The organism is Jeotgalibaca arthritidis (assembly GCF_011100465.1).
GTDB classification, from domain to species: domain Bacteria; phylum Bacillota; class Bacilli; order Lactobacillales; family Aerococcaceae; genus Jeotgalibaca; species Jeotgalibaca arthritidis.
The window spans coordinates 985,523-1,008,552 of sequence record NZ_CP049740.1; the positions used below are offsets into that span (position 1 = coordinate 985,523).

General features: G+C 39.4%; 22 protein-coding genes. 3 read left to right on the plus strand and 19 right to left on the minus strand.

What is annotated here, in order from left to right; genetic code table 11:
• Positions 1-67: 67 nt before the first annotated feature.
• The 16 genes from menA to G7057_RS05015 all read right to left on the minus strand — a co-directional run bounded on the left by menA (position 68) and on the right by G7057_RS05015 (position 15,966).
• Positions 68-1,012 carry a 1,4-dihydroxy-2-naphthoate polyprenyltransferase gene (menA, locus tag G7057_RS04940; RefSeq protein ID WP_166161777.1) on the minus strand — a complete coding sequence of 315 codons (945 nt, stop codon included), beginning with the start codon at positions 1,010-1,012 and terminating at the stop codon, positions 68-70.
• A gap of 7 nt (positions 1,013-1,019) precedes the next feature.
• Complete coding sequence (locus tag G7057_RS04945; RefSeq protein ID WP_166161779.1) at positions 1,020-2,075, minus strand: FAD:protein FMN transferase; 1,056 nt, start codon at positions 2,073-2,075, stop codon at positions 1,020-1,022.
• Between the two features lie 323 nt (positions 2,076-2,398).
• The gene (locus G7057_RS04950; RefSeq protein WP_166161781.1) at positions 2,399-2,917 is read right to left on the minus strand and encodes an FMN-binding protein; all 519 of its coding nucleotides are present in this window, start codon (positions 2,915-2,917) and stop codon (positions 2,399-2,401) included.
• 209 nt (positions 2,918-3,126) lie between these two features.
• Positions 3,127-4,104: a polyprenyl synthetase family protein gene (locus G7057_RS04955; protein WP_227004665.1), complete on the minus strand. Its 978-nt coding sequence runs from the start codon at positions 4,102-4,104 to the stop codon at positions 3,127-3,129.
• Positions 4,104-4,550, minus strand: coding sequence for a NusG domain II-containing protein (locus G7057_RS04960; RefSeq protein ID WP_076767998.1), 447 nt, complete (start codon positions 4,548-4,550; stop codon positions 4,104-4,106). Before G7057_RS04960 ends, G7057_RS04955 begins: the two co-directional genes overlap by 1 nt.
• 116 nt (positions 4,551-4,666) lie before the next feature.
• Complete coding sequence (locus tag G7057_RS04965; RefSeq protein WP_166161783.1) at positions 4,667-6,532, minus strand: FAD-dependent oxidoreductase; 1,866 nt, start codon at positions 6,530-6,532, stop codon at positions 4,667-4,669.
• A 278-nt stretch (positions 6,533-6,810) separates the two neighbouring features.
• Positions 6,811-7,401, minus strand: coding sequence for a Gx transporter family protein (locus G7057_RS04970; RefSeq protein WP_076767994.1), 591 nt, complete (start codon positions 7,399-7,401; stop codon positions 6,811-6,813).
• 70 nt (positions 7,402-7,471) lie between these two features.
• A complete protein-coding gene (locus tag G7057_RS04975; protein ID WP_166161785.1) occupies positions 7,472-8,083 on the minus strand; it encodes an RNA polymerase sigma factor in 612 nt (203 codons plus the stop codon).
• Between the two features lie 30 nt (positions 8,084-8,113).
• Positions 8,114-8,641, minus strand: a complete 528-nt coding sequence (locus G7057_RS04980; protein WP_166161787.1) for an NYN domain-containing protein — start codon at positions 8,639-8,641, stop codon at positions 8,114-8,116.
• 20 nt (positions 8,642-8,661) lie between these two features.
• Entirely contained in the window at positions 8,662-9,513 is an 852-nt protein-coding gene (gene rlmB, locus G7057_RS04985; RefSeq protein WP_166161789.1) for a 23S rRNA (guanosine(2251)-2'-O)-methyltransferase RlmB, read from the minus strand.
• Complete coding sequence (locus G7057_RS04990; protein WP_166161791.1) at positions 9,513-9,914, minus strand: Mini-ribonuclease 3; 402 nt, start codon at positions 9,912-9,914, stop codon at positions 9,513-9,515. Before G7057_RS04990 ends, rlmB begins: the two co-directional genes overlap by 1 nt.
• Entirely contained in the window at positions 9,911-11,323 is a 1,413-nt protein-coding gene (gene cysS, locus G7057_RS04995) for a cysteine--tRNA ligase (protein WP_166161793.1), read from the minus strand. Before cysS ends, G7057_RS04990 begins: the two co-directional genes overlap by 4 nt.
• Before the next feature lie 87 nt (positions 11,324-11,410).
• Positions 11,411-12,886 (minus strand): glutamate--tRNA ligase, encoded by a 1,476-nt coding sequence (gene gltX, locus G7057_RS05000; RefSeq protein WP_166161795.1) that lies wholly within the window; start codon positions 12,884-12,886, stop codon positions 11,411-11,413.
• A 36-nt stretch (positions 12,887-12,922) separates the two neighbouring features.
• Positions 12,923-14,014 carry a PIN/TRAM domain-containing protein gene (locus tag G7057_RS05005; RefSeq protein ID WP_166161797.1) on the minus strand — a complete coding sequence of 364 codons (1,092 nt, stop codon included), beginning with the start codon at positions 14,012-14,014 and terminating at the stop codon, positions 12,923-12,925.
• Positions 14,015-14,028: 14 nt separating this feature from the next.
• A complete protein-coding gene (gene radA / locus G7057_RS05010) occupies positions 14,029-15,414 on the minus strand; it encodes a DNA repair protein RadA (RefSeq protein WP_076767974.1) in 1,386 nt (461 codons plus the stop codon).
• A gap of 51 nt (positions 15,415-15,465) precedes the next feature.
• Positions 15,466-15,966, minus strand: coding sequence for a dCTP deaminase/dUTPase family protein (locus G7057_RS05015; RefSeq protein ID WP_166161799.1), 501 nt, complete (start codon positions 15,964-15,966; stop codon positions 15,466-15,468).
• Positions 15,967-16,218: 252 nt separating this feature from the next.
• Between G7057_RS05015 and G7057_RS05020 the strand changes: the two genes are divergently transcribed.
• Positions 16,219-17,328, plus strand: coding sequence for an ABC transporter ATP-binding protein (locus tag G7057_RS05020; protein WP_076767970.1), 1,110 nt, complete (start codon positions 16,219-16,221; stop codon positions 17,326-17,328).
• An 82-nt stretch (positions 17,329-17,410) separates the two neighbouring features.
• On the opposite strand, the gene G7057_RS05025 is transcribed toward G7057_RS05020, so the two are convergent.
• Complete coding sequence (locus G7057_RS05025; RefSeq protein WP_166161801.1) at positions 17,411-18,907, minus strand: alpha-amylase; 1,497 nt, start codon at positions 18,905-18,907, stop codon at positions 17,411-17,413.
• A gap of 185 nt (positions 18,908-19,092) precedes the next feature.
• Between G7057_RS05025 and G7057_RS05030 the strand changes: the two genes are divergently transcribed.
• Both G7057_RS05030 and G7057_RS05035 read left to right on the plus strand, forming a co-directional pair.
• A complete protein-coding gene (locus G7057_RS05030) occupies positions 19,093-20,088 on the plus strand; it encodes a VOC family protein (RefSeq protein WP_166161803.1) in 996 nt (331 codons plus the stop codon).
• A gap of 148 nt (positions 20,089-20,236) precedes the next feature.
• Complete coding sequence (locus tag G7057_RS05035) at positions 20,237-20,956, plus strand: hypothetical protein (protein WP_166161805.1); 720 nt, start codon at positions 20,237-20,239, stop codon at positions 20,954-20,956.
• Between the two features lie 258 nt (positions 20,957-21,214).
• Here the strand turns inward: G7057_RS05035 and G7057_RS05040 are convergent, their stop codons facing one another.
• Positions 21,215-21,583 (minus strand): hypothetical protein, encoded by a 369-nt coding sequence (locus tag G7057_RS05040; RefSeq protein ID WP_166161807.1) that lies wholly within the window; start codon positions 21,581-21,583, stop codon positions 21,215-21,217.
• Between the two features lie 28 nt (positions 21,584-21,611).
• The gene (locus tag G7057_RS05045; protein WP_166161809.1) at positions 21,612-22,949 is read right to left on the minus strand and encodes a M20 family metallopeptidase; all 1,338 of its coding nucleotides are present in this window, start codon (positions 22,947-22,949) and stop codon (positions 21,612-21,614) included.
• Positions 22,950-23,030 lie beyond the last annotated feature (81 nt).

Below are 23,030 nucleotides of genomic sequence, written 5' to 3' on the forward strand. Positions count from 1 at the left end.
AACTAAAAATAGATATACCCCTTTATAGTAGAGCTATCGAGCTTTCTTGTCAATCGACTTTTTCAAATTATGAGAATACTAAAGCTAACACTAGGGCTACAATTTGAACCCCATGAATCAGAACAAGATTCTTAATTGCAATCGCAAATGTCGTTGCTTTATCCGGATTAGCTTGGAAAGTTTTAATATTTTTTTGAACAAGCGGGAATAACAAAACAACAAGCAGCATCCATATGGTCGTCACCCTCAACACTACGGCTAAGATGACCGCCGCAAAAACACCATAGTACAACAAGCCATATAACTTCAACGCAAGTGGTTTACCTATATAGTAGACTAGCGTATAGCGGTGATTACTCACATCCGTTTCAAAATCACAGGTGTTATTAGCAAGCATGATATTAGCAATCGTAAAGACAAGCGGCAAAGCATTTAGAAAGACAATTAAAACATTCAACAAATGTCCCTCTAAACGAAAAGCGGGCCAATCAATCACCAACGTCATCAGTTCATTTCCCGGCACATTAATAAAAACTGCAATAAAGAAAATACCAAAGCCCATGGTCAAGCCAGACAGCACTTCACCAAGCGGCATACGGGAAATCGGAAACGGACCAAAGGTATACAAGATACCAATTAAAAAGCAAATTGCTCCAATAACTAACAACAAACTATTTGTTCGGTAAGTTAAGACAATCCCCATAGCAGCTGCCACCATCACCATGGTCACGATGAGACGCGTTGCCTTTTCGACTGAAATACCTGCTCGACCTAGAATGTTCTCACCGTCACGGTATTCCGTATTCTTAGCTTTGACATAATCCATGGTGTTGTTAATAGCTGTCGTTGCCATATCAAAAATAATCATCGCTACAAAAAACAAAAGGGTGTTCCAGCCGTCAAAAGACGAAAAATAATACGCTGAAAACAAAGTACCTAATAAAAAGGGAAATAAACTCGCAAGCTTCGTCTTAATTTCAACGAGTTCTAAAAAAACGGGCATGGTTAACATATTTACTCTACTCCTCTACCAATGTGTATGATTGATTTGTCAGTTCAAAATTATTCTTAATACCTTCTGATAAATAGACTTTATTATCCTTCGTAATAAAGACAGCATCCACATCATCACGGCTATTAATATAATCCAAGCCTGCCTCAACTCCTAAACCAAACACAAGGGTCGACAAGGTATCTCCATCAACAGAGTCTTCCGAAATAATAGAAACGCCTGCGATTTCATTGTCAAAGGGATAACCTGTTTTCGGATCCATTAAATGATGGTAGAGCTGACCGTCAACCTCTAAATAACGCTCATAAATACCTGACGTCACAATTGAGCGATCCGATTGGACAGTGGAGCCAACACTCGACCCGCGAACACCTAATGGGTCTTGAATACCAACACGCCAAACTTCGCCGTCACGACTTGGTGAACCACCCATAACAAAGACATTCCCGTCTAAATCAATAATTGCGCTCGTTATACCTTCTTCTTCAAACAAATCACGAACTTGGTCTGCAATGTATCCTTTAGCAATCGCACCTAAATCGAGAGCCATCGCCTCATTAGGCAAGTAGACCGATTGCTCTTCATCGTTAAAGGTAACTTCTGTAAAATCAATAGCTAATAAAGCTTGGTCAATCTCTTCTTGGCTCGGTTTCCGAGCATCATCAAAGCCGATTCGCCACAAGTTAGTAATCGAACCAATAGCATAATTAAACTGACCATCCATCTCATCACTATAGCTATCAGCAATCTTCAATAATTCATAAACTGGTTCTGATACAACTACCGCATGGTCACCTGCCGCGGCATTGATTTTTGAAATATCAGATTCAACCGTTTCTCCGGTAATCTTATCTGCCAACTCGCGTACCACATTAAAACCGTCCTCAAGAACGTCTTCTTTGCCTTCATTATAAATTCTCAATGACACATAGGTCCCCATTAAAAATTCTGTGTCTTCATACGCTTGCTTACGCAGTTCTACTTCTTTTTCATTTGAACAGCCCGCTAATACAAGCCCCAACATCACAACCAAAACGCCTAACAGTCGTTTGGACTCTTTCATCTCAACCACCTCTTATATATTTCTCTCGCTATTTTACCATGTTATACCCTAAAATCAGCAACACTAAGAAAAGCCGACAAGTCCGCCTTGGCCTATGAAAAAATAGGAAATTTGACCCTGAATTGTCAGGAGACTTCACGCTTCAGCGGGTTAGTCGAATGATATGCGTTAGCGAGCAGCGAAGTGCGCAATGGGGTAAATTTATCTTTTTTTCACTCGGTCAGGACTTGGGAGCTAGACATTGATGGCTGAACTTATAATCCCCTAGTCTATAAAAAAAGAGAGCTGGACACATGTCCCAGCCCTCTTTCCGCTATTGTTTCTTAGTTATCGATTTCGATTGTGTCTGTGTTTCCAGCTTCAGCAGCAGCTACTAATTCTTCTGCATATTTAACGAAGCCTTCTGAAGAACTTGTTGCACCAGATACAACTTCCACTGAAGAAGGATCTTGTGTTTCAACTAATTGTCCGTTTAATTCTGGAATAAAATCTTGTGGACCTACACCAGTTTCAGTTTTAGCAGACATCATTGCTTGGTAGTCATCATTTTCAGATTTTCTTTCACCAGCTTCATTAACATAGTCGAAGTCTGAAGTTGTGATTTTGCCGTTAGCAACTTCAATTGTGAAGTTAACTTTCCAACCATTCTCATCAAAGTTCTTTTCAACTAATGTGTAAGTACCGTCTTGTAAACCAGTTGCTGCTTCTGAGCTAGCTACTTCTGAACTTACTGCTTCTGATGATGCTTCAGTTGTGTCTGTATCGTTACCGCCACATGCTGCTAAAAGCAATGTAGAAGCGAATGTTAATGTTAATGCTGAAAATTTTTTATTTAAAGCCATGTCATATACCACCTTTTTATTTTTTCTGCAAAGAACTCGGCCCACCTGCCAAAAACTTCACAAATTCATTACATCGTAATATTACCACCGTATGTAACCTATTGCAAACAAAATGTAATTAATATGAGAAAAAAAAGCATTCTTTTTTCTCATATTTTTATCTTTCTTTAACTTAAAAAGATGTAAACCCTTTATCTTTAGCTGTTTTTCTAAAATTTTCTGGCAAGCATTTGTTCACTAATGCGCGATATAGTAATTTTTACTTGGTTTTCTGGCAATTGATTAATTTGTTTTAATGCTTTATTGGTGTACTTTTCAGCTAATGTTCTAGCTTTCTCAATCCCTCCAGCTTCCTTAACCAACTCTAACACTTCTTGCACTTCAGAATCGGAAATGGCTGCTCCTTTTAAGAGATAAGGTTCAATTTCTTTTTTATGGGTTTGCATCGCATATAAGAGCGGTGCCGTGTAGATACCATTGCGAACATCTTGCATGGCAGGTTTGCCAATCACAGCACCCGTCTCGGAATAATCTAAAATATCATCCATAATTTGAAAGGCCATTCCGATGTTACTACCAATTTGATAAGCTTGCCTAGCAATTCGATCATTAGCCTGATAGGCACCAGAGTAACAACTTAGGGCAAACAGCTGAGCCGTTTTCCCTTTGACTTGACTCAGGTAATCCCGCATCCGCATATTAACGGCATACTTACGAGACATTTGATTCAATTCGCCAATTAAAATGGTTTCCATACCTTTCGTATTTAAGGGTACTTCGTTCGAATCTGTCACATAATCTTGCAGGAGACCAAAACAAACCGTAAATAAATAGTCTCCTGTGTAAACAGCAACTCGATTACTATAAGCTGTATTCAAAGTATCTTGCCCGCGACGCGTTGCCGATTCATCAATCACATCGTCATGAATAAGCGTTGCCATATGCAACACTTCCACAGCCGCTGCTAATGCTCGTGACTTCTCCACATTACGATCAGTAGCGAATTGGGAAAACAGTAGCGTGTAGGCCGGTCGGAGTAATTTACCTCCTGAAGCAAGCATTTCTTTTATTTTATCTTGAACATCTCTATTATTAATCGTTAAATGTTGTTCAATCAGAGATAGAGTGGCTGCTAATTCATCACGCAGGGCTGGGTATTCATTCCACATTGGATGGACGTTCATCATTAACTTTCCCTCCCTGTTACATGCCGGCTGTCTGAAAGGACATCTAGGCTATCTTCCGGTTGATCGACCGGTTCGTCTGATGTTACTTCTACTAATAATCGGTGTGGCAAACAAAGAATCGTTTCACCAACAGCATCGACAGCATTCATACGCACACACACTTGGTCGCCACAATTGGCTTCTATCATCTCAACGGATGCCCCGTTGCGAACAATCGTATTTTCGTGTCCATGATCATCGTGATAATGGAATATTTCTGTTTCACCATCATCAACTAAATCAAAAACTTTTACAACCTCACCATCTACCTTTACCACAGCTTGTATCGTTGCTTCATCAGCCGTAGCCTGACGATAACTAAAGACACCTAATGGTAAAAAAGAGGCGATCATCAACACGACAACAATAATAACGTCCCCTCGACGTATCATCTTTATATATTTCATCTTCTATCCCCGCCTCCATCTGAGACCACTTTCATATTTCTTCCTTAAAGATAAACAAAAACAGAGATTAAGGCAAGTTTCCCTACCTTAACCTCCGTTGGTTTTATTTTTGCTTCTTATTTAGCTTCGCCTGGCTCGTAAATTGACTTAATGTCACCATACCACCATTTACCAAGCTTATTGGAAATCCATGGAATCACATAATAATCTAGACCGAACGCACGACCTGATCCGTTCATCAATGAGATTGCGACTGGCACGAACCACATATTTACCCAGTAGAACATACCTGACAAGCAGAATGATACAACAAGCGCTACTGTAGCAGCATTTGCTAACCATGTAAACAAGCCAAAAATAATCGCTAAACCAATTGCAATTTCAACAAGTGTCATGAATTTTTGGAAGAATAGAGCAACTTCCACGTTTGGAATCATGAATTCCATGATCTTAGCAAACCAACCTGGCATTTCTTTCAATACCATCATTGGTTCTTCACCGTAAACATAGTTTAATCCAAAGACTGCTTTAGAAACTTCTTCAACTGTTTCAGATGCACCAGAGGTTGGGTCTTGCAACCATGAGAAGGGTAGGACAACCTCATTACCAAACCAAGATGTTGAGCCGAATAGACCAAACATTTTCTTGACCCCTTCAAAAAGCCACATACTACCATAGAATACACGTAGTGGTAAATTCCACAATACATTACCATAACGAGATAAGTGTTTACGGAAAATACTACGGCCATCTCTAATATGGAAGAATTCGTGATGGATATATTTAACAAAGTAGAACAATGAACCAATTGTTAGGAAGTAAACCAAGTTAATTAAATGTTTAACTGCCATCGCTAAGAAACCGCTCAAATGGATTTTATCCATCAAGTAAGCAACACCGTAGCGTGAACCAATTGAAATCATGAAACCTTGGTAGTTTCCTTTATGTTCTGTCTTTTCTTTACCTTCGATTTTAGCAATAATGTTAGCTGCTGCTGTGTGTCCTGTTTGTTCAGCACTCTGAACAATTTGAGGAACAGGGCGGTTGTCTTTGTCTGGTTCTTCGTAGTAAACGATATCCCCTGCCAAGTAAACATCCTCAACACCTTGAGCTTCCATGTATTTATTAGCAACTAAACGTCCTGCGCGTGCCGATTCAATGCCATAATTTTCAGCATCAGAGTTCGCTTTAACACCTGCTGTCCAAATCAGTGTATGAGTTGGAATAACTGTGCCATCTGTTAACTCAATTGCATCTGGATCAACTTTAGCAACACCGTTACCTTTGATGATATTTACGCCATTTTTAGCTAAGTAACGTTCTGCTTTAGATGCTTCTTTCTCCGTTACCATCGCTAGAATGTTTGGCGCTGCTTCAACTAAATGGAAGTTAAATTCGGCTGGGTCAAGTTTGTTGTCTTTTGCCAAGCGGTCTTTCCATTCCATCAAGTCACCAATCATTTCAACACCAGTAAATCCAGCACCTGAAACAACCATCGTTAGCATTGCTTGACGTTTTTCTTTATCATGTTCAATTGCTGCTGCTTCTACCGTATCTTTAATATGACGACGGATAGTGTTAGCATCTTCCCATGACCATAAAGTGAAGCCGTGTTCAGCTACACCAGGAATGTTAAATGTATTTGGCTCTCCACCCATTGCTACGATTAAGTGGTCGTAGTTAAAGGTTGTTTTCGCTGTTGTCACAACTTTTGTTGCATGATCAACATGGGTCACTTCGTCTGTCACGATGTCGACATTTCTATTGCGATTAAATAAACGATTTAAGTCATACTGAATTGCGTCGGGCTCAACACGTCCCGCTGCTACTTCGTGAAGTTCTGTCATATATGTTTGATAAGAGTGACGGTCAATTAACGTGATTAAAACATCGTCATTCTTTTTAAAGTGTTTAGCAAGTTTCTTCGTTGCTGCTACCCCAGCAAATCCAGCGCCAATCACAACAATATTTGTTTTAGCCATTGTATGCTCTCCTTTATAATTCCTAAAATAAAATAAGTGCCTAGCCCTTTCGAGCCTGTATATTTTTTAACAAACTAGAGTTCACTTACTATTTATCAACTCACCCCAATATTATAGAATACTTGTGAAAAGATGTCCATGTAAATTTGAATGAAAACTTGATTATTAAGACTTTTTAATTGGTACCGTTTGCTTGACTGGCTATGTTTATTCTATTATCTTTTTATTTGGCTGTTTTATCGCAAAAAAAGAGCAGGTCGTTATTCGACCTACTCTTTTCACTCTAATTGCTGATATTCTTTTGTATAATTCGCCTGATACCATGCTCTCGTTAAACGGTCATTTTCCGCTTCTTGACGTTGAAAGTTCTGGATAGTAACCACATGCTCCATTAAATAATTAGCTGCAATACCTACCGCAATACCAGAAAAAATACCCGTAAACGCTAAAACTGGTAAATAAAGCATGACACTGAAAGATTGGGCGATAGTGGATGCAACAATCAACTGCCCCACATTATGTAAAATCCCACCCGTCGCACTCACACCAATTAAACTAACCCGTTTTGGTCCCAATCGTCGAACCGCAATCATACCAAAATAACTTAAAAACGCACCCGAAAAACTATACATAAAAGTCGATAAAGTTCCACCTAAAAAGGTAGAAATAATTAACCGCATCCAAACCACTTTAAAACTGTCTTTATAAGGCAAGGTAAACAAGGCTAGAATAGTGACCATATTAGCCAAACCTAATTTAGCTCCCGGCGCAAAGGCAAATGGAAAGGGAATGGAACGCTCAAGTAGCGTAATCACAACGCCTTGTGCTGCTAACAAGGAAATATATATTAATCGTTTATTTTTATTCATTATCAGACCTGATCTTCCTAATGTAATTGAATTCTTTCCTTAGTTTAGCATATTTTTGACTATTATAGAATTACCAGAGAATCACTTTTAACTTTTGTAAGCATCGATCGTAGGCATGCTTAACTTGCTTTGGAGACTTAGCCGTTTTAGCAGCTATAGCCTCATAACTATCCCCTTTAATAAAGTAACGGAAGACCTCTTGTTCAAATACAGATAATGTCTCGAAGTAACCACTCGACACTTCTCTGACATGAATAATATCCTCTAGTCCTTCGTATTCGATTTGACGCGCTTCATCTACACAAAAATCTAGCAACTGATCATCTGGCCTTTGTGAATAAGAGATATCATTATATTCATTTTTTCTTTTCAGTGCTTGCTCACGCCTAATTAAACTGTAAATACGATTTCTCAGCATCAATTTGTAGAAACCAGGAAAATTAAGCCCTCGTCTGCCATCATATTCTTTGATGCAATGTAAGAGAATGATTCTTGCTTCTTGAAAAATATCATCTGCATCAAAATCTTTTATTTTGTACTTTTTTGAAAAATAATGGACGAGCGGAGTGAAACAGTTGAAGACATCCTCATAAGAAGACATATCCCCTTCCTTCATTAGCTGAATCGCCTCTTCCATTTGGAAAGCGTTATCATTATTGCGCACTAATTCTTCTTTTAGCATTATTAAAGTCCCCCCAGATTTAATATGGCTTTATTTGTTTGTCAACTGCTCCCTCAAATCCTTCAACAAATCCAACTGGTCTTCTGACAGTGATCCGCGCTTGCGCTGGGATGTGGTTTTGAAGTGCCGGCTTTCTTGTTGAATGGCTTGCTTGGAGCGTTTAATTTCCTTAGCAAGGTCATTGGCAGACATGCGGTTAGCGCCTCTTGCGAAGACGAGCTGCTGTTCGGCTAAGTCACTGGTTGCAACTGTCACTTCAGACAGAACCGTTTTTAGCTTGTCTACCATGCCTTCAATATAGGTATCCGCTGTCTCACCTTGTGCAGTGAAGACAACTTTTACCCGATACTTGGTATACTCTTTCGTAATACCTGGTACAAACTGGGCATCAAACACAACCCAAACTTCTCGTCCTTCAAACTCTTGGTAGTTTGAAAGAATTTGAAGAAGACGATCTCTCGCCTCTTCGATGAGATCACGATTTTTTAAATTTACCAACTCAGGCCATGCCCCAATCATGTTGTACCCATCCACAACTAAGATGTCCTTCTTCTTCATGATCTCACCTCTTTTCTTTTTTAAGATAAGTGTCGTTTTCGGAACACTTCATACATCATTAAGCCTGCTGCTACAGAAGCATTTAGACTTTGAACGTGTCCAGTCATCGGAATCGTTAGCAAGTCATCTGCGGCATCTTTTAGAAGACGTGAAACACCTTTTCCTTCATTACCAATGATAAGAGCTAGCGGTAGTGTCGCATCCCATTGTTGGTATGCTTGGCCCTTCATGTCGGTAGCAAACACCCAAACACCGCGTTCCTTTAAGTCTGCAACCGTTTGGCTTAGGTTGGTAACGCGGACAACCGGCACATGTTCAATGGCACCTGTCGATGTTTTAGCAACCGTTCCGGTTAATCCTACTGCGCGACGTTTAGGAATAATGATACCGTGGCAACCACTTGCATCAGCTGTTCGTAAAATGGATCCCAAATTATGTGGATCTTCAATGCCATCTAAAATTAAGAAGAAAGGATCTTCTTCCTTTTTAGCAGCAATAGCGAATAAGTCATCCATCGTCGCATACTGATAAGCTGCTGTTGCTAGCATAATCCCTTGATGAACACCGTTATCTGATAGTAAATCCAATTTACTTTTAGGAACGGTTTGGATTTGAATACGTCGCTCTTTAGCTAGCTCTAAAATTTCTCCAATTTTATCGCCACCGATACCCTCTTGTAAAAACAACTTGTTAATATCACGATCTGATTTTAAGGTTTCGAGAACAGCATGTTTACCAACAACGAAATCCTCGCTCTGTTGTTCAACACGCTCATCTTTTTTATCAGCCTGTGCCGCACGATTTGGGCGCGGGCGACGCTTTTGATCCTTATCAGGTCGTTGGCGGTTTGGTTTTCTATTTTGTTTGCTCATTATTTTTCATCCTCAACTTCTTTAATACACCAATCGACAAGTTCCTTTAGCCGATCATTTTGGTTTGTCATATGCAAATAACCCATAACAGCCTCGAAGCCTGTTGAAATCCGGTAAGTAGTCACATCTGCATTTTTAGCAATCGTATGACTCTTAGCATTACGACCTCTTTTGTAAATAACCGCTTCGTCTTCAGTTAGGAAGCCATCTAGTTCTAACATTTTATGCATTAGTGCAGCCTGAGCCTTAGCAGATACATAATGGGTTGCGCGTTTATGTAAATCATTCGGCTTAGTCCACCCTTTTTCAAGTAAGTGTTGGCGAATAAATACTTCATAGGCAGAATCCCCTATATAAGCTAGTGCTAGGCCATTTAGTAAATCCCATTGCTTATCTGTCATGCTCGTCTCCATCTCGTTCCTTGCGGCGTATCATCCAAGATAATCCCTTGCTCTTTTAAGTAATCACGAATGTCATCACTACGTCCGAAATTACGGTCAAGGCGGGCTTGTGTACGCTCATCAATCAGTGCTTGAATGTCATCATCTAGCATGCCCTCTTCTTCAAACGTAATACCAAAGACAGCCATCATATTTGCCAACAATGCCATCGCTTGCTTCAGAACCGCTTCAGAAACAATTGAACGCTCTGTATAAAGGTTCATTTCTTTAGCATAAAGGTAAATAACCGACATGGCATTATCCGCTTGGAAGTCGTCATCCATTTCCTGAACAAACTTAGCTTCTAAAGCTGTAAAGTTTGCCACTATAGCTTGGTCATCCTCTGCCGATTCAACAGCATCATTTAAACGGTAGCTAGCGTTTGAGTAAGCATGTTTAATTTTTTCAAAATTAATACGAGCTTCTTCGACTGCCTTATCACCAAATTTAATCGGACGGCGGTAGTGAGACGTTGCTAGTAAAAAGCGTAAGATTTGTGGGTCTAATTCTTTCAAAATATCATGAACTAAAATAAAGTTCCCTAGCGACTTACTCATTTTCTCGCCATCATCACCCAATGTCACAAAGCCATTGTGCATCCAATAATTAGCGAATGTTTTGCCTGTTTTGGCTTCACTTTGGGCAATTTCATTTTCATGGTGAGGGAAGGTTAAGTCATGTCCGCCCCCATGAATATCAATAGTATCCCCCAAGTATTTAGTTGCCATCACCGAGCACTCAATATGCCAGCCCGGACGACCTTTACCCCATGGTGAGTCCCAAGAAATCTCATCCGCTTTAGCGGATTTCCACAAGGCAAAATCAATTGGATTTTCTTTTTTCTTAGTTTCTTCGTCTTCTAAACGCTCACTTGCGCCAATTTTTAGATCTTTGATGGATTGATCACTCAATTTACCATATCGTTCAAACTTTTCTGTCCGGTAATAGACATCGCCATCAACGGCATAGGCATAGCCTTTTTCAACCAATACATCAATAAATGAAATAATATCAGGGATATTATCCATAACGCGAGGATGCAAAGTGGCGGTTTTAACACCTAATGCTTGGGTATCTTCTTCAAACGCCTTGATAAAGGTATCGGCTACTTCCGCCGGTGTTATCTTCATCTCTTTTGCAGCCCGGATGATTTTATCGTCAACGTCTGTAAAGTTAGAAACATACTCAACCTCATAACCGCGGTATTCAAAATAACGACGTACCGTATCAAAGGCTACTGTGCTGCGTGAGTTACCAATGTGAATATAATTGTAAACAGTCGGACCGCAGACATACATCTTCACCTTTCCTGTTTCTATAGGCTGAAATGCTTCTTTTTCTCGACTTAGCGTATTGTATATTTTAATCATCCGTCGCTCCTTTCTGTTTAACCTTAACAGAAGCGGACCCCTTCTAGTCTGAGGAAAGAGCCCGCATTCTGTTACTATTAATCATGTTTATTTTTTAATTAAATTTAGTGCTTGTTCTAAATGGTTCAAGCTCTTTTCTCTACCGAGAACTTCAATCGTTTGACCTAATTCTGGTCCATGCATTTCGCCACTAATCGCGATACGGATTGGCATAAATAAGTTTTTACCCTTCACACCAGTATCTTTTTGAACTTGTTTAATGGCTGCTTTAATACCAGCTTCTTCAAACGGTTCTACTGTTGGTAATAATGCTTTAAACGTTTCTAAGACAACAGGAACCGTTTCACCGCTCAAGACTTCTTTTTCTGCTTCATCGAATTCCAATGTTTCAGAGAAGAATAGCTCTGATAGGTCTACGATTTCAGCTGCATAACTCATTTGCTCATGGTAGAGCGATACAAGTTTCTTAACCCATTCCTTACGTTCAGCAGAAGCATCTGCTTCAACACGTCCTGCAGCAACCAAGTGCTCTAAGGCAAGTGGTGTCACGTCATCAAGGTCTGTTACTTTCATGTATTGGTTGTTAACCCATTCCAATTTCTTAGAATCGAAAGCAGCTGGTGATTTACTCAAACGAGCTGGATCGAAAATCTTAATTAATTCTTCACGGCCAAAGATTTCATCTTCTCCGACTGGTGACCAGCCTAGTAATGTAATAAAGTTAAACATCGCTTCTGGCAAGTAACCTAAATCACGGTATTGGCTGATGAATTGTAGAATTGACTCATCACGTTTACTTAGTTTTTTACCCGTTTCACTGTTAATGATTAATGTCATATGACCAAATTCAGGTACTTCCCAACCAAACGCTTCATAAATCATCATTTGTTTTGGTGTGTTAGCGATATGGTCATCGCCACGTAATATATGGCTAATCGCCATCAAATGGTCATCCACAACAACGGCAAAGTTGTAAGTTGGGAAACCATCACGTTTACGGATAATGAAGTCGCCACCGACACTGCTTGCTTCAAAGTTGATTTCACCTTTAACAATGTCATTAAATGAGTAAGTGTTATCTTTTGGTACTCGGAAACGAATAACCGGTGTAATTCCTTGAGATTCTTTTTCTTGCTGTTCAGCAGCTGTTAAGTGAGCACAACGACCTGCATAATGTGGCATTTCGCCACGAGCACGTTGCGCTTCTCTTTCTTCTTCTAACTCATCTTCTGTACAGTAGCACTTATAAGCGCGGTTAGCGAGTAAGAGTTGATCAATGTAAGAATCGTAAATATCTTTACGTTCTGATTGGCGGTAAGGACCGTATTCACCTGGTTTGTCTGGACCTTCATCCCAATCCATACCTAACCACTCTAAGTTTTCTAACTGGCTTTCTTCACCACGCTCAATATTACGTTTTAAGTCAGTATCCTCAATACGAATAATGAACTCTCCATCATTGTGACGAGCGAATAAGTAGTTAAATAGGGCTGTTCGTGCATTACCGATATGTAAATGGCCTGTAGGGCTTGGTGCATAACGAACGCGAATTTTTTTAGACATGGGTTTACTCTCCTTTATTTGCTTTAAAAATCAATTTTATTTTAGACCTTTTTGTGAATGAGCAGGTTTCGCAAAAATCATGCGACCCGCTGCTGTTTGAAGGGCACTGGTTACAACAACACTAATGGTTTTATTCATATAGTGTTGACCGTCTTCGACAACAATCATCGTGCCGTCATCGAGGTAAGCAACCCCTTGATGACGTTCTGTTCCGGCTTTAACAATGGTTACCGTCATGTTTTCACCTGGAATCACAACTGGTTTAACGGCATTAGCCAATTCATTAATATTTAAAACAGGAACATTTTGAAACTCACTTACTTTATTTAGATTGTAGTCATTGGTTACAATAACACCATCGATTAACTTAGCTAAACGAATCAGCTTACTGTCTACTTCAGCAATTTCTTCAAACTCACCGTCATAACTCTCAACTGGCATCACTTCTTCTTTTTGAAGGCTGTTTAAAATATCTAGACCACGGCGACCTCTGACACGTTTTAAGCTGTCAGATGAGTCAGCAATGTACTGCAACTCACGAAGCACAAAGTTTGGAATTACCAATATACCTTCCAAGAAGCCTGTCTTCGCAATCTCATAAATACGTCCATCTATAATAACACTTGTATCAAGGATTTTGTATTTACGGAAGTCACTATCAGCTTTTCTCTCTAGTAAAACACCCTCATCCGGACGCTTTTTAGGCACAAATAATTTACGAAAATCTTCAATCCGCGTTGTTCCCACGTAAAAACCAAGATAGGCGAATACAATCGATAAAATAGATGGCAAAACATTACTAATGAAAGAAATATTAAAAGCAGCGAGTGGGATACTCACCAACCAAGCTAAAATAAGACCGATAATAATCCCTAAAGCACCAAATAGCAAGAAGCTAGCAGACTGCTTACTGAAGTAATTCTCTATTTTCTTGAAGAGATCTAGAATAGCATTCGTCATTAATAAAGAAAGTAAAAAGAATATAAGTGCGCCAATTCCAAAGTTGACGAATTGATTGTTTAAAAATATCTTTTCAATAGTCGCTAATTCCCATAGGTAAGGCATGATACTTAAACCAATACTGCCCCCTACAATTAAAAATATGATTGAAATAATTTTCTTCTTCACGTTATTCCTCCTTTCTAATTTCGATTTGGAAATACCTTTCTCAGCGTTTCTTGAACAGATGCTACCCCTACAATCGTAATACCTTCTGGATGTTTCCAACCAGCAAAATTATTTTTAGGGATATAGATCTTATTAAAGCCCAGTTTAACAGCTTCGTTAACCCGTTGTTCAATGCGGTTAACTCGTCTAATTTCACCAGTCAAACCAATCTCGCCAACAAAACATTCAGTAGCTGACGTATCTGTATCATAATAACTAGATGCCACACTAACGGCTAATGCCAAATCAATGGCTGGTTCATCCAATCTAACCCCACCCGTTGATTTGAAATAGGCATCTTGGTTTTGAAGCAGAAGTCCCGCTCGTTTTTCCAAAACAGCTAAAATCAAGGATACTCGGTTATGATCTAAGCCTGACGCAGTGCGACGGGCATTTCCGAAAACAGTTGGTGTAATCAAACACTGAATCTCAGCTAAAATAGGTCTCGTTCCTTCCATAGAAGCAACAATCGCTGATCCCGAAGCCCCTGCTAAGCGTTCTTCAAGAAACATTTCAGAAGGGTTCGACACCTCTCTTAAGCCGCCTTCATTCATTTCAAAGACACCAATTTCATTAGTTGAGCCGAAACGGTTCTTAACTGCCCTTAAAATCCGGAAGGTATGGTGACGATCACCTTCAAAGTACAATACTGTATCCACCATATGCTCCAGCATTCTTGGTCCCGCAATATTTCCTTCTTTAGTAACGTGTCCAACAATGAAAATAGCAATATTATTCGTCTTGGCAATACGCATAAAGTCTTGCGTTGCCTCACGAACTTGTGACACACTACCTGCTGAACTGTCATTACTGCCCTTTATCATCGTTTGGATAGAGTCAATAATAACAAGTCTTGGTTTTAACTTTTCAATAGTCGTGCTAATGGCGTCCACATCGGTTTCTGGATAAATATAAAAATCAGCACCCTTTACACCTAGACGCTCTGCCCGCATTTTAATCTGTCCTGAGCTTTCCTCACCGGACACATAGAGAACGGGGATGTTTTTGTTGTTAATTTGAGCTGAAACTTGTAGTAGTAAGGTTGATTTCCCAATTCCGGGATCACCCCCGATTAGAATAAGGGAACCTGGAACAATTCCACCACCTAAAACGTGGTTGACTTCTTCCATATCTGTTGGAATACGCGGAATATCTTCAACTTTAATATCTTGAATAGCCACAGCTTCTGCTGTTTGTCCGGTAAAATTCACACGCGGCTGATGATTAGCTGATGCAACGAGTGCTTCTTTTTCTTCTTCCATTTGGTTCCAGCCACCACAGTTAGGGCATCGACCCAACCATTTTGGAGATTCGTAACCACAGGCTTGGCAAACATATTTAATGGAGCGTTTCTTAGCCATTTATCCCTCTCCTCTTTTTATTTTTTCATAGTTATTTTACCATATTTAAGCCTATTGGTCGTCAGATGAACCAAATCCGCCTGTTCGAGTTTTATCGGTTGGCTCGTCTTGATCAGCCTTTAAGAACGGTAGGAAGATACCTTGTCCAATACGGTCACCTTTTTTAATAAGCTTGTCTTTTAAACCGAAATTCAAGAGTTGGAAAAAGATTTCGCCCTCGTTCGATTCATTATTATAATAATCTGCATCGACTACACCAACACCATTCGGTAATACAAGAAAATGTTTAATCGGGTTACTTGAACGGTTAGTCAGTTGCAAATATTCGTCTTCTTTCATATATGCTTTAATACCGGTTGGGACTAAAACAGGTGTAATGCCTTTGGGAGAAGCATTTTTATTATGCTTAAAGAAGGTATTCCAAATGGATGGCAACACGGTGTCTGCAGCTGCTTCAAAATCGTATCCAGCTGAATGCGATGTCGCACGCTTCGGCAATTTGATGCCTGCCCCTTCATATTTACTTACGATTTCAAATCCTCTGCTTCTCATTTAATCTTCCTTTCAATGGTCATTTTCATAGACTGATTAGATTATAACAAATAATAAGGTAAATGACGCTAGAAAGCCTCAAAAACTATTTGTTTTTCTCTTAATTTATAGACGCTTCGACCATTTTAGTGTCTTTGGTCATCTTGCACAAAAAATCGCTTTCATTTTTAGTCAGATTGACTTAGCAATGTGATACGCTTTCATTTAAGATAGGTCTTGTAAACAAACATTCAAAAAGGACGGTAATTCATAATGGTAAATATGGAACTAAATAACATATACAAAAAATATGATAATGCTGAAAACTATTCAGTTACTGATTTCAATTTAAAAATCCAAGACCGCGAGTTCATCGTATTCGTTGGTCCATCTGGATGTGGGAAATCAACAACACTTCGTATGATTGCTGGATTGGAAGATATTACAGAAGGTGAATTGAAGATTGGCGAAACAGTGATGAACGACGTGGCTCCTAAAGACCGCGATATCGCAATGGTTTTCCAAAACTATGCGCTATATCCTCATATGACTGTATTCGATAACATGGCATTTGGTTTGAAACTTCGTAAATACAAAAAAGAAGAAATCAAAGAACGTGTTGAAAATGCTGCAGACATCTTAGGATTACGTGAATACTTAGACCGTAAACCAGCTGCTTTATCCGGTGGACAACGTCAACGTGTTGCTTTAGGACGTGCAATCGTTCGTGATGCAAAAGTCTTCTTAATGGATGAGCCTTTATCAAACTTGGATGCAAAACTACGTGTAGCGATGCGTGCTGAAATTGCAAAATTACACCGCCGCTTAAATACAACAACTATTTATGTTACCCATGACCAAACAGAAGCGATGACCATGGCTGACCGTATTGTTATCATGAAAGACGGATTCATTCAACAAATTGGTAGTCCAAAAGAAGTTTATGATACACCAGTGAACTTATTCGTAGCTGGATTCATCGGATCCCCTGCAATGAACTTCTTCAATGTTACATTGAAAGATGGTGTCATTTCAGATGGAAAAGGATTAAACCTGAAACTTCCTGAAGGTAAATGGAAAGTACTCGAACAAAAAGGATACAACAACAAAAAAGTTGTATTTGGTATTCGTCCAGAAGACATTCAAAGTGAACAAGTAGTAATCGACGCAAACCCAGGTTCCACTGTTAAAGCAGAAGTTTCTGTATCAGAATTACTTGGTGCTGAAACAATGCTATACAGTAAAGTGGGCGACACAGAGTTTATCTCTCGTGTAGATGCACGTGACTACCATGAGCCAGGTTCTGTTATAGAACTTGCCTTCAACATGAATAAGATTCATTTCTTCGATGCAGATACTGAAGAAGTAATCACTATTCCTTAATTTATTATCTCTATTTTCTTACTATATACCATCCTCCACCTGAAAGAAGCCCAAGACTCGTTCTTGGGCTTCTTTCTTTGCTTTAAATAATCTCTTCGTTATAAGCTTCTTCTGGTGTGACGGCATCCTTTACCCAAACTGAAACAGAATTACCTGCTACGGGGAATTGACCACACCCATTTTCATCAATCACAATCTTATCCTCCAGATGTCCAAGATAATCAGCGAATGTTTCGCCGGCATATTGTTCGCCAACATGCATCTCCTTAACTCCGTCTTGGTCTTTATTTGCAATGACGACGGCCATACCATAAGGGTGCTCCTCATCTCCCATACGTGTCCAACCGACATAGTTAGCATCGTCAAAATAATCCTGTTGTTCACCGTAAGCATGGTTACTTCTTAAATAAAGTAATTTATTCAAGCTATCTGTAAAAGGTTCAATCGGATTTTCACCACCGATGCCATAATAATCCCCATAGAATAAGCATGGGAAGCCCTCACGTCTCAGTAAAATAATGGCATAGGCTAATAGTTTAAACCATGGCTCTACGTAGGATTCTAAGGATTGACCCGGCTGTGAATCATGATTATCGACGAATGTAACAGCATTGACCGGATCCTTGTTAATTAAGGCATCCTTAAAAATCTGCCGCAAGTCATAATCAGCACCCGCCTTTGACGCTTGGTGAAGATTGTAATGCAAGGTCACATCAAACAAGTCAATTGAAAATTCCGTTGCTTCTAAATAATCTTGAATCGTCCCGTAGTCATTCTTCCAATACTCACCAACGACAAAGAAATCAGGACGGCCGTTCCCTCGAATGTCTGCCACTAATTCTTTAATGAAGTTACGATTAATGTGTTTAATAGCATCTAAACGGAAACCATCTACGCCTGTTTCCTCAATATACCAGTGCGCCCAACGTTTAATCTCTTCAACAACTGCTGGATTTTGAAAATCAATATCAGCGTACATCAAATAGTCATAGTTACCAAATTCATCATCAACTAAGCCGTTATCGCTCCAACCTTTGTTCAAGCCTTTAATAAGATAGATGGCTTCCTTCTCATTTTCTTTATTAAAGTCTGTCCCTGTAAAATGTTCCCAATGCCATTGGAAATCAGAATAAGTCTTTCCTCGTCCAGGGAAGGTAAATTTAGTCCAGCCTTCGATTTCATAAAAATCTGTTAGTTTTTCTTGACGGTTATCTGGATTGACCTCAGCTGCATAGAAGCGCTCTGCCTCATCAGCAGCAGCTTTGTGGTTTAAAACAACGTCTGCATAGACAGAGATATTATGTTCATGAAGCGTTTCAATAGCTGCCAAGTACTCCTCTTTCGTACCGTATTTTGTGCGAACAGTCCCTTTTTGGTCAAATTCACCTAGGTCGTATAAATCATACACACCATAACCGACATCCTTTTGTTCCGTTCCTTTATAGGCAGGTGGTAGCCAGACTGCACTCACCCCAATTTCTTTTAAGTGCGGAGTATCTTCTTTTAGTTTTTTCCATAATTGCCCATCATTCGGTAATTCCCATTCAAAATACTGCATCATAATTCCATTTTCAAGCATCGTGCCACTCTCCTCTTTGATAAAGGTGATTTTTCGTTTTTTGAAAATTTAATGAGATACCTTATTATACATCAACGAATTATTTTTTCCTTTTACTTGCATTTACTTCGAATTCGAGATATAATTTATTTGTTACGAATTAGAAGTATTTGACAGCCGCTAATTTGAGAGGAGATTTTTTATTTATGAAACCATTAATCGGTATCCACCACATCACTGCTATTACGAGTAGTGCAGAAAAAAACTATGACTTTTTTACAACTATTCTCGGTATGCGTTTAGTTAAAAAGACGATTAACCAAGATGATATCCAAACTTACCACCTATTCTTTGCTGATGACCGCGGAAATCCAGGAACAGATATTACCTTCTTTGACTTCCCAGGTATTCAAAAAGCCCAACGCGGAACAAACGAAATTTTCCGTTCAGGACTACGTGTGCCAAATGATCGCGCCTTAGATTATTGGATAAAACGCTTCGACCACTACGCCATCAAACACTCAGGTATTTACGAGCAATTTGGCCGTAAAGTGCTTGATTTTCAAGATTTTGACGAACAACTTTACCAGTTAATTTCAGATGAAAAAGACACTGGTGTCGCATCTGGTACAGCATGGCAAAACGGTCCCGTACCAACAGAATTTGGTATTACTGGTCTAGGACGTGTACACGTTCGTATCGCTGACTTTGATTTCTACAAACAAGTTCTTGAAAATGTTCTAGGCTTTAGAGAAACTGCTACAGATGGTTCATTACACTTGTTTGAAACTGGCGAAGGTGGAAATGGCGCTGCTATGTTAGTGGAACATAACACTATGCTGCCACAAGCTGGACAAGGGTTTGGCGGCGTTCACCATATGGCATTTAGAGTGGAAGACCGTCAACATTTAGAAGAATGGATTGAACGGATGCACAGCTTTAACTTCCGCACATCTGGCTATGTAGACCGCTTCTACTTCGAATCACTATACGCGGTTATCGCTAACGGTATTCTGTTTGAATTCGCAACAGATGAGCCTGGCTTTATTGACGATGAAGAATCGTACGAAATCTTAGGTGAAACACTTGCTTTACCACCTAAATTCCGCAATAATCGCCAACAAATCGAAAAATTAGTCCGTCACTTCGATACAACACGCTCCACTAAAACATTTGAAAAAGAATACTTTGGTTTTGAATAGATAGGATGAAACGATGCTGGGTATCCCCTAGCATTGTTTTTTTGTTACAGAAGTTTATCAATTTCAAAAGTTTTCTAAAACCCCTTTCAAATTATTGTCTTCTTATGTAGAATGAAAACAATGATGTTGAAAAGTGAGGGCAAGTCAATTGAATTACAAACGTTTATGTTCATTCGTATTTCCAACGGCGGTCATTTTATCTGCTTGTCAGCAAGTTTCAGCTAGCGACCATCTCCCGACTGATCCGTTGACTATTTCCAATAATATTGAGAATTACCATCAAATTATTGCAGTGACCAATCAAACTGACACCATTAATCAGATTGGTGTCGCTGAAACAAAACTAAATTATGCAGTAACTGAATCGACCGTTTTCCCTGATGAAGCGATCGCTTATGGGTCAAGAATTACAAAAGGATCGTCTTCAACCCCATCTAAAAAAAGGATCTATGATAACGCCCAAGTGGCTTATCAGCAAGTTGATAACGGCGAATGGGAAGCTGCCGCAACCGTTGGCGCCTTTTTTACAAGTATTGAGGTCATTCCTTACGATCGTTTTGTAGAAATGACACAATTATTTGAAGAAAAAGGAACCATTAGTTTAGACGACAACAGCTATACGATTTCTTATAGTGGTGTTGATGCTGACATCCAGACCGAATTAGCCAATATTCTGCAACAATTCCCATTGTCAGATACCCACTACTCTGCAAACGTTGTCGTGGATAAGGCTGACAAACGAATCACTGATTTTCATTTAGTCGTGGAAGTAACTAATCAATCTTCCCAACAAAAAACAACCCAAGATATTAAAGCAAGCTTTTCAAAATATAACAGCAATATAGCCCGTGAGTTTATAGACAAATAATTAGAAAAGCGGACAAGTCCGCCTTGGCCTATGAAAAAATAGGAAATTTGACCCTGAATTGTCAGGAGACTTCACGCTTCAGCGGGTTAGTCGAATGATATGCGTTAGCGAGCAGCGAAGCGCGCAATGGGGCAAATTTATCTTTTTTTCACTAGGTCAGGACTTGGGAGCTAGACATTGATGGCTGAACTTATAATCCCCTAGTCTATTAGAAAAGCGACATCACTCGATAAAAGAGTAATGTCGCTTTTTTTGATATTAATTAATGTCTGATCCAATGTCATACTTTTCTAAAAAAGATTCTAAAGTGATTGCAGGATCGAACATATAGTGACGCTGCATAATAACAATTAAATCGTCAATAACGATATTTTCATAAAAATCTTCGTAGTCAACAATTTTGACAAACAACTCTCTCAGATTGTTATTTTCAGCATTTAGATAGTCTTGCTCGACCTTTTCTTTAATCACTTTCTCAAGCTTCTCATCTATAATCAATTCATCATTGCAGATGAAGGGCGATAATTCACCAATTAAAATATATTCTGTAAAAGTAAAACTCCTATCTCCCATGCCCTCAATAAAGCTTTGAGTAAGAATCTTTAACGTATACACTCTTGTTTTCATTATGCCACACCTCAGTTAAAGTGACTTCTTATTGTGTTACTAAACGGTAAATTGCTTCTGCGTAAATAGCCATCGCTGTATAGATATCTTCCAATGCCATACGTTCATTTGGTCCATGAAGAGTTGCCTCAGCATGGGGCATTTGTGCTCCGAAAGCAACACAGTTTTCCATCGTACGGGCATAAGTTGCGCCGCCAGAAACCATAGCTTCACGCATATCACCTGTTTTTTCTTGGTAAACAGACATCAATGTTTGCACTAATGGCATTTCTAATGGTACATAAAGAGCGCGTAAGAAATCATATTCTTCGTATTCTAAACCATATTTGTCAGCTGCTGCTTGTAAGTGATTAACAATCAGATCTTTTTCAATTGTGACAGGGTAGCGAATGTCGATACCGATAACTGTTTCATCTGTGCCAATTGCTAGTGTCGCTGCATTACAAGTTAGAACACCCGATACATCATCTTGAAGCTCGCCAAAAATAGCCAATCCGCGTGCATCATGTTGAACTGCTTCACTCAAGAACGTTAATGCTGGTGATTGATCCACTTCTTTTAAAGCGTCTGCTAACTTAACAATGGCATTGATGCCGTTTGGTGCATTTTTACTGTGAACAGATTTCCCTTTTACCGTTAGTTTTTGGCCATCTTGAACAAAGTCTGTGCCTGCCGCTTCTAAGTATGGTGCAAGTTGGTCTGCCCATTCGCCTTCATAAGTCGCTTCTTCTGGCACAACGTTCATCGCTTCGCCCGCTTTTAGTGTATAAGCAGAGGCTTGTTTGCTATGAAGTTTCACTTGTAATAGACCTTTTTCGGCGTAAGTCACTGGGAAGGTCGCATCAGGAGCAAATCCCATCGTTGCTTTCTCTTCGTTTTCATTATATTTACTCAAACAACGCCATAAATTCTCTTCATCGACTCCGAAAATAAAGCGAACACGTTTATTAAATGTCACGTCTGCATCCATTAAGGCCTTCATTGCATATAATGCTGCAATAGACGGCCCTTTGTCATCTTGCGTACCTCGGCCAATAATAAAACCATCTTTAACAACTGCTTCAAATGGCCCACTGTGCCACAATTCAGGATTTCCCGGCGGTACAACATCTAAATGGCAAAGCACTGCTAATAGCTCTTCACCTTGGCCAAATTCTGCATAGCCATAATAACCTTCTGGATCTAAGTGCGTACGGAATCCTAATCCTTGGCAAATGTCTAAGGTTTTTTCAAGGACGTCTTGAATATCTTTACCAAATGGTGTTTCACCACTTGGGTCTTCTTGTAAATAAGATGGGTAAGAAATAATCGTTTTCAATGCTTCAATGGCATCTTGTTTATGTTTATCTTGAATAAAAGATTGCATCGTATATCCTCCACTCTTTTTCATAGTCCCTCTATTCTATCACTGTCCTCCTAAACCTAGCAATTAACAGCATAGAAAAAG

Coding starts and splice junctions, on each gene's coding strand:
- menA (WP_166161777.1), bottom strand. CDS start 1,012: ATGTTAACCATGCCCGTTTTTTTAGAACTCGTTGAAATTAAGACGAAG.
- G7057_RS04945 (WP_166161779.1), bottom strand. CDS start 2,075: ATGAAAGAGTCCAAACGACTGTTAGGCGTTTTGGTTGTGATGTTGGGG.
- G7057_RS04950 (WP_166161781.1), bottom strand. CDS start 2,917: ATGGCTTTAAATAAAAAATTTTCAGCATTAACATTAACATTCGCTTCT.
- G7057_RS04955 (WP_227004665.1), bottom strand. CDS start 4,104: ATGATGAACGTCCATCCAATGTGGAATGAATACCCAGCCCTGCGTGAT.
- G7057_RS04960 (WP_076767998.1), bottom strand. CDS start 4,550: ATGAAATATATAAAGATGATACGTCGAGGGGACGTTATTATTGTTGTC.
- G7057_RS04965 (WP_166161783.1), bottom strand. CDS start 6,532: ATGGCTAAAACAAATATTGTTGTGATTGGCGCTGGATTTGCTGGGGTA.
- G7057_RS04970 (WP_076767994.1), bottom strand. CDS start 7,401: ATGAATAAAAATAAACGATTAATATATATTTCCTTGTTAGCAGCACAA.
- G7057_RS04975 (WP_166161785.1), bottom strand. CDS start 8,083: ATGCTAAAAGAAGAATTAGTGCGCAATAATGATAACGCTTTCCAAATG.
- G7057_RS04980 (WP_166161787.1), bottom strand. CDS start 8,641: ATGAAGAAGAAGGACATCTTAGTTGTGGATGGGTACAACATGATTGGG.
- rlmB (WP_166161789.1), bottom strand. CDS start 9,513: ATGAGCAAACAAAATAGAAAACCAAACCGCCAACGACCTGATAAGGAT.
- G7057_RS04990 (WP_166161791.1), bottom strand. CDS start 9,914: ATGACAGATAAGCAATGGGATTTACTAAATGGCCTAGCACTAGCTTAT.
- cysS (WP_166161793.1), bottom strand. CDS start 11,323: ATGATTAAAATATACAATACGCTAAGTCGAGAAAAAGAAGCATTTCAG.
- gltX (WP_166161795.1), bottom strand. CDS start 12,886: ATGTCTAAAAAAATTCGCGTTCGTTATGCACCAAGCCCTACAGGCCAT.
- radA (WP_076767974.1), bottom strand. CDS start 15,414: ATGGCTAAGAAACGCTCCATTAAATATGTTTGCCAAGCCTGTGGTTAC.
- G7057_RS05015 (WP_166161799.1), bottom strand. CDS start 15,966: ATGAGAAGCAGAGGATTTGAAATCGTAAGTAAATATGAAGGGGCAGGC.
- G7057_RS05020 (WP_076767970.1), top strand. CDS start 16,219: ATGGTAAATATGGAACTAAATAACATATACAAAAAATATGATAATGCT.
- G7057_RS05025 (WP_166161801.1), bottom strand. CDS start 18,907: ATGCTTGAAAATGGAATTATGATGCAGTATTTTGAATGGGAATTACCG.
- G7057_RS05030 (WP_166161803.1), top strand. CDS start 19,093: ATGAAACCATTAATCGGTATCCACCACATCACTGCTATTACGAGTAGT.
- G7057_RS05040 (WP_166161807.1), bottom strand. CDS start 21,583: ATGAAAACAAGAGTGTATACGTTAAAGATTCTTACTCAAAGCTTTATT.
- G7057_RS05045 (WP_166161809.1), bottom strand. CDS start 22,949: ATGCAATCTTTTATTCAAGATAAACATAAACAAGATGCCATTGAAGCA.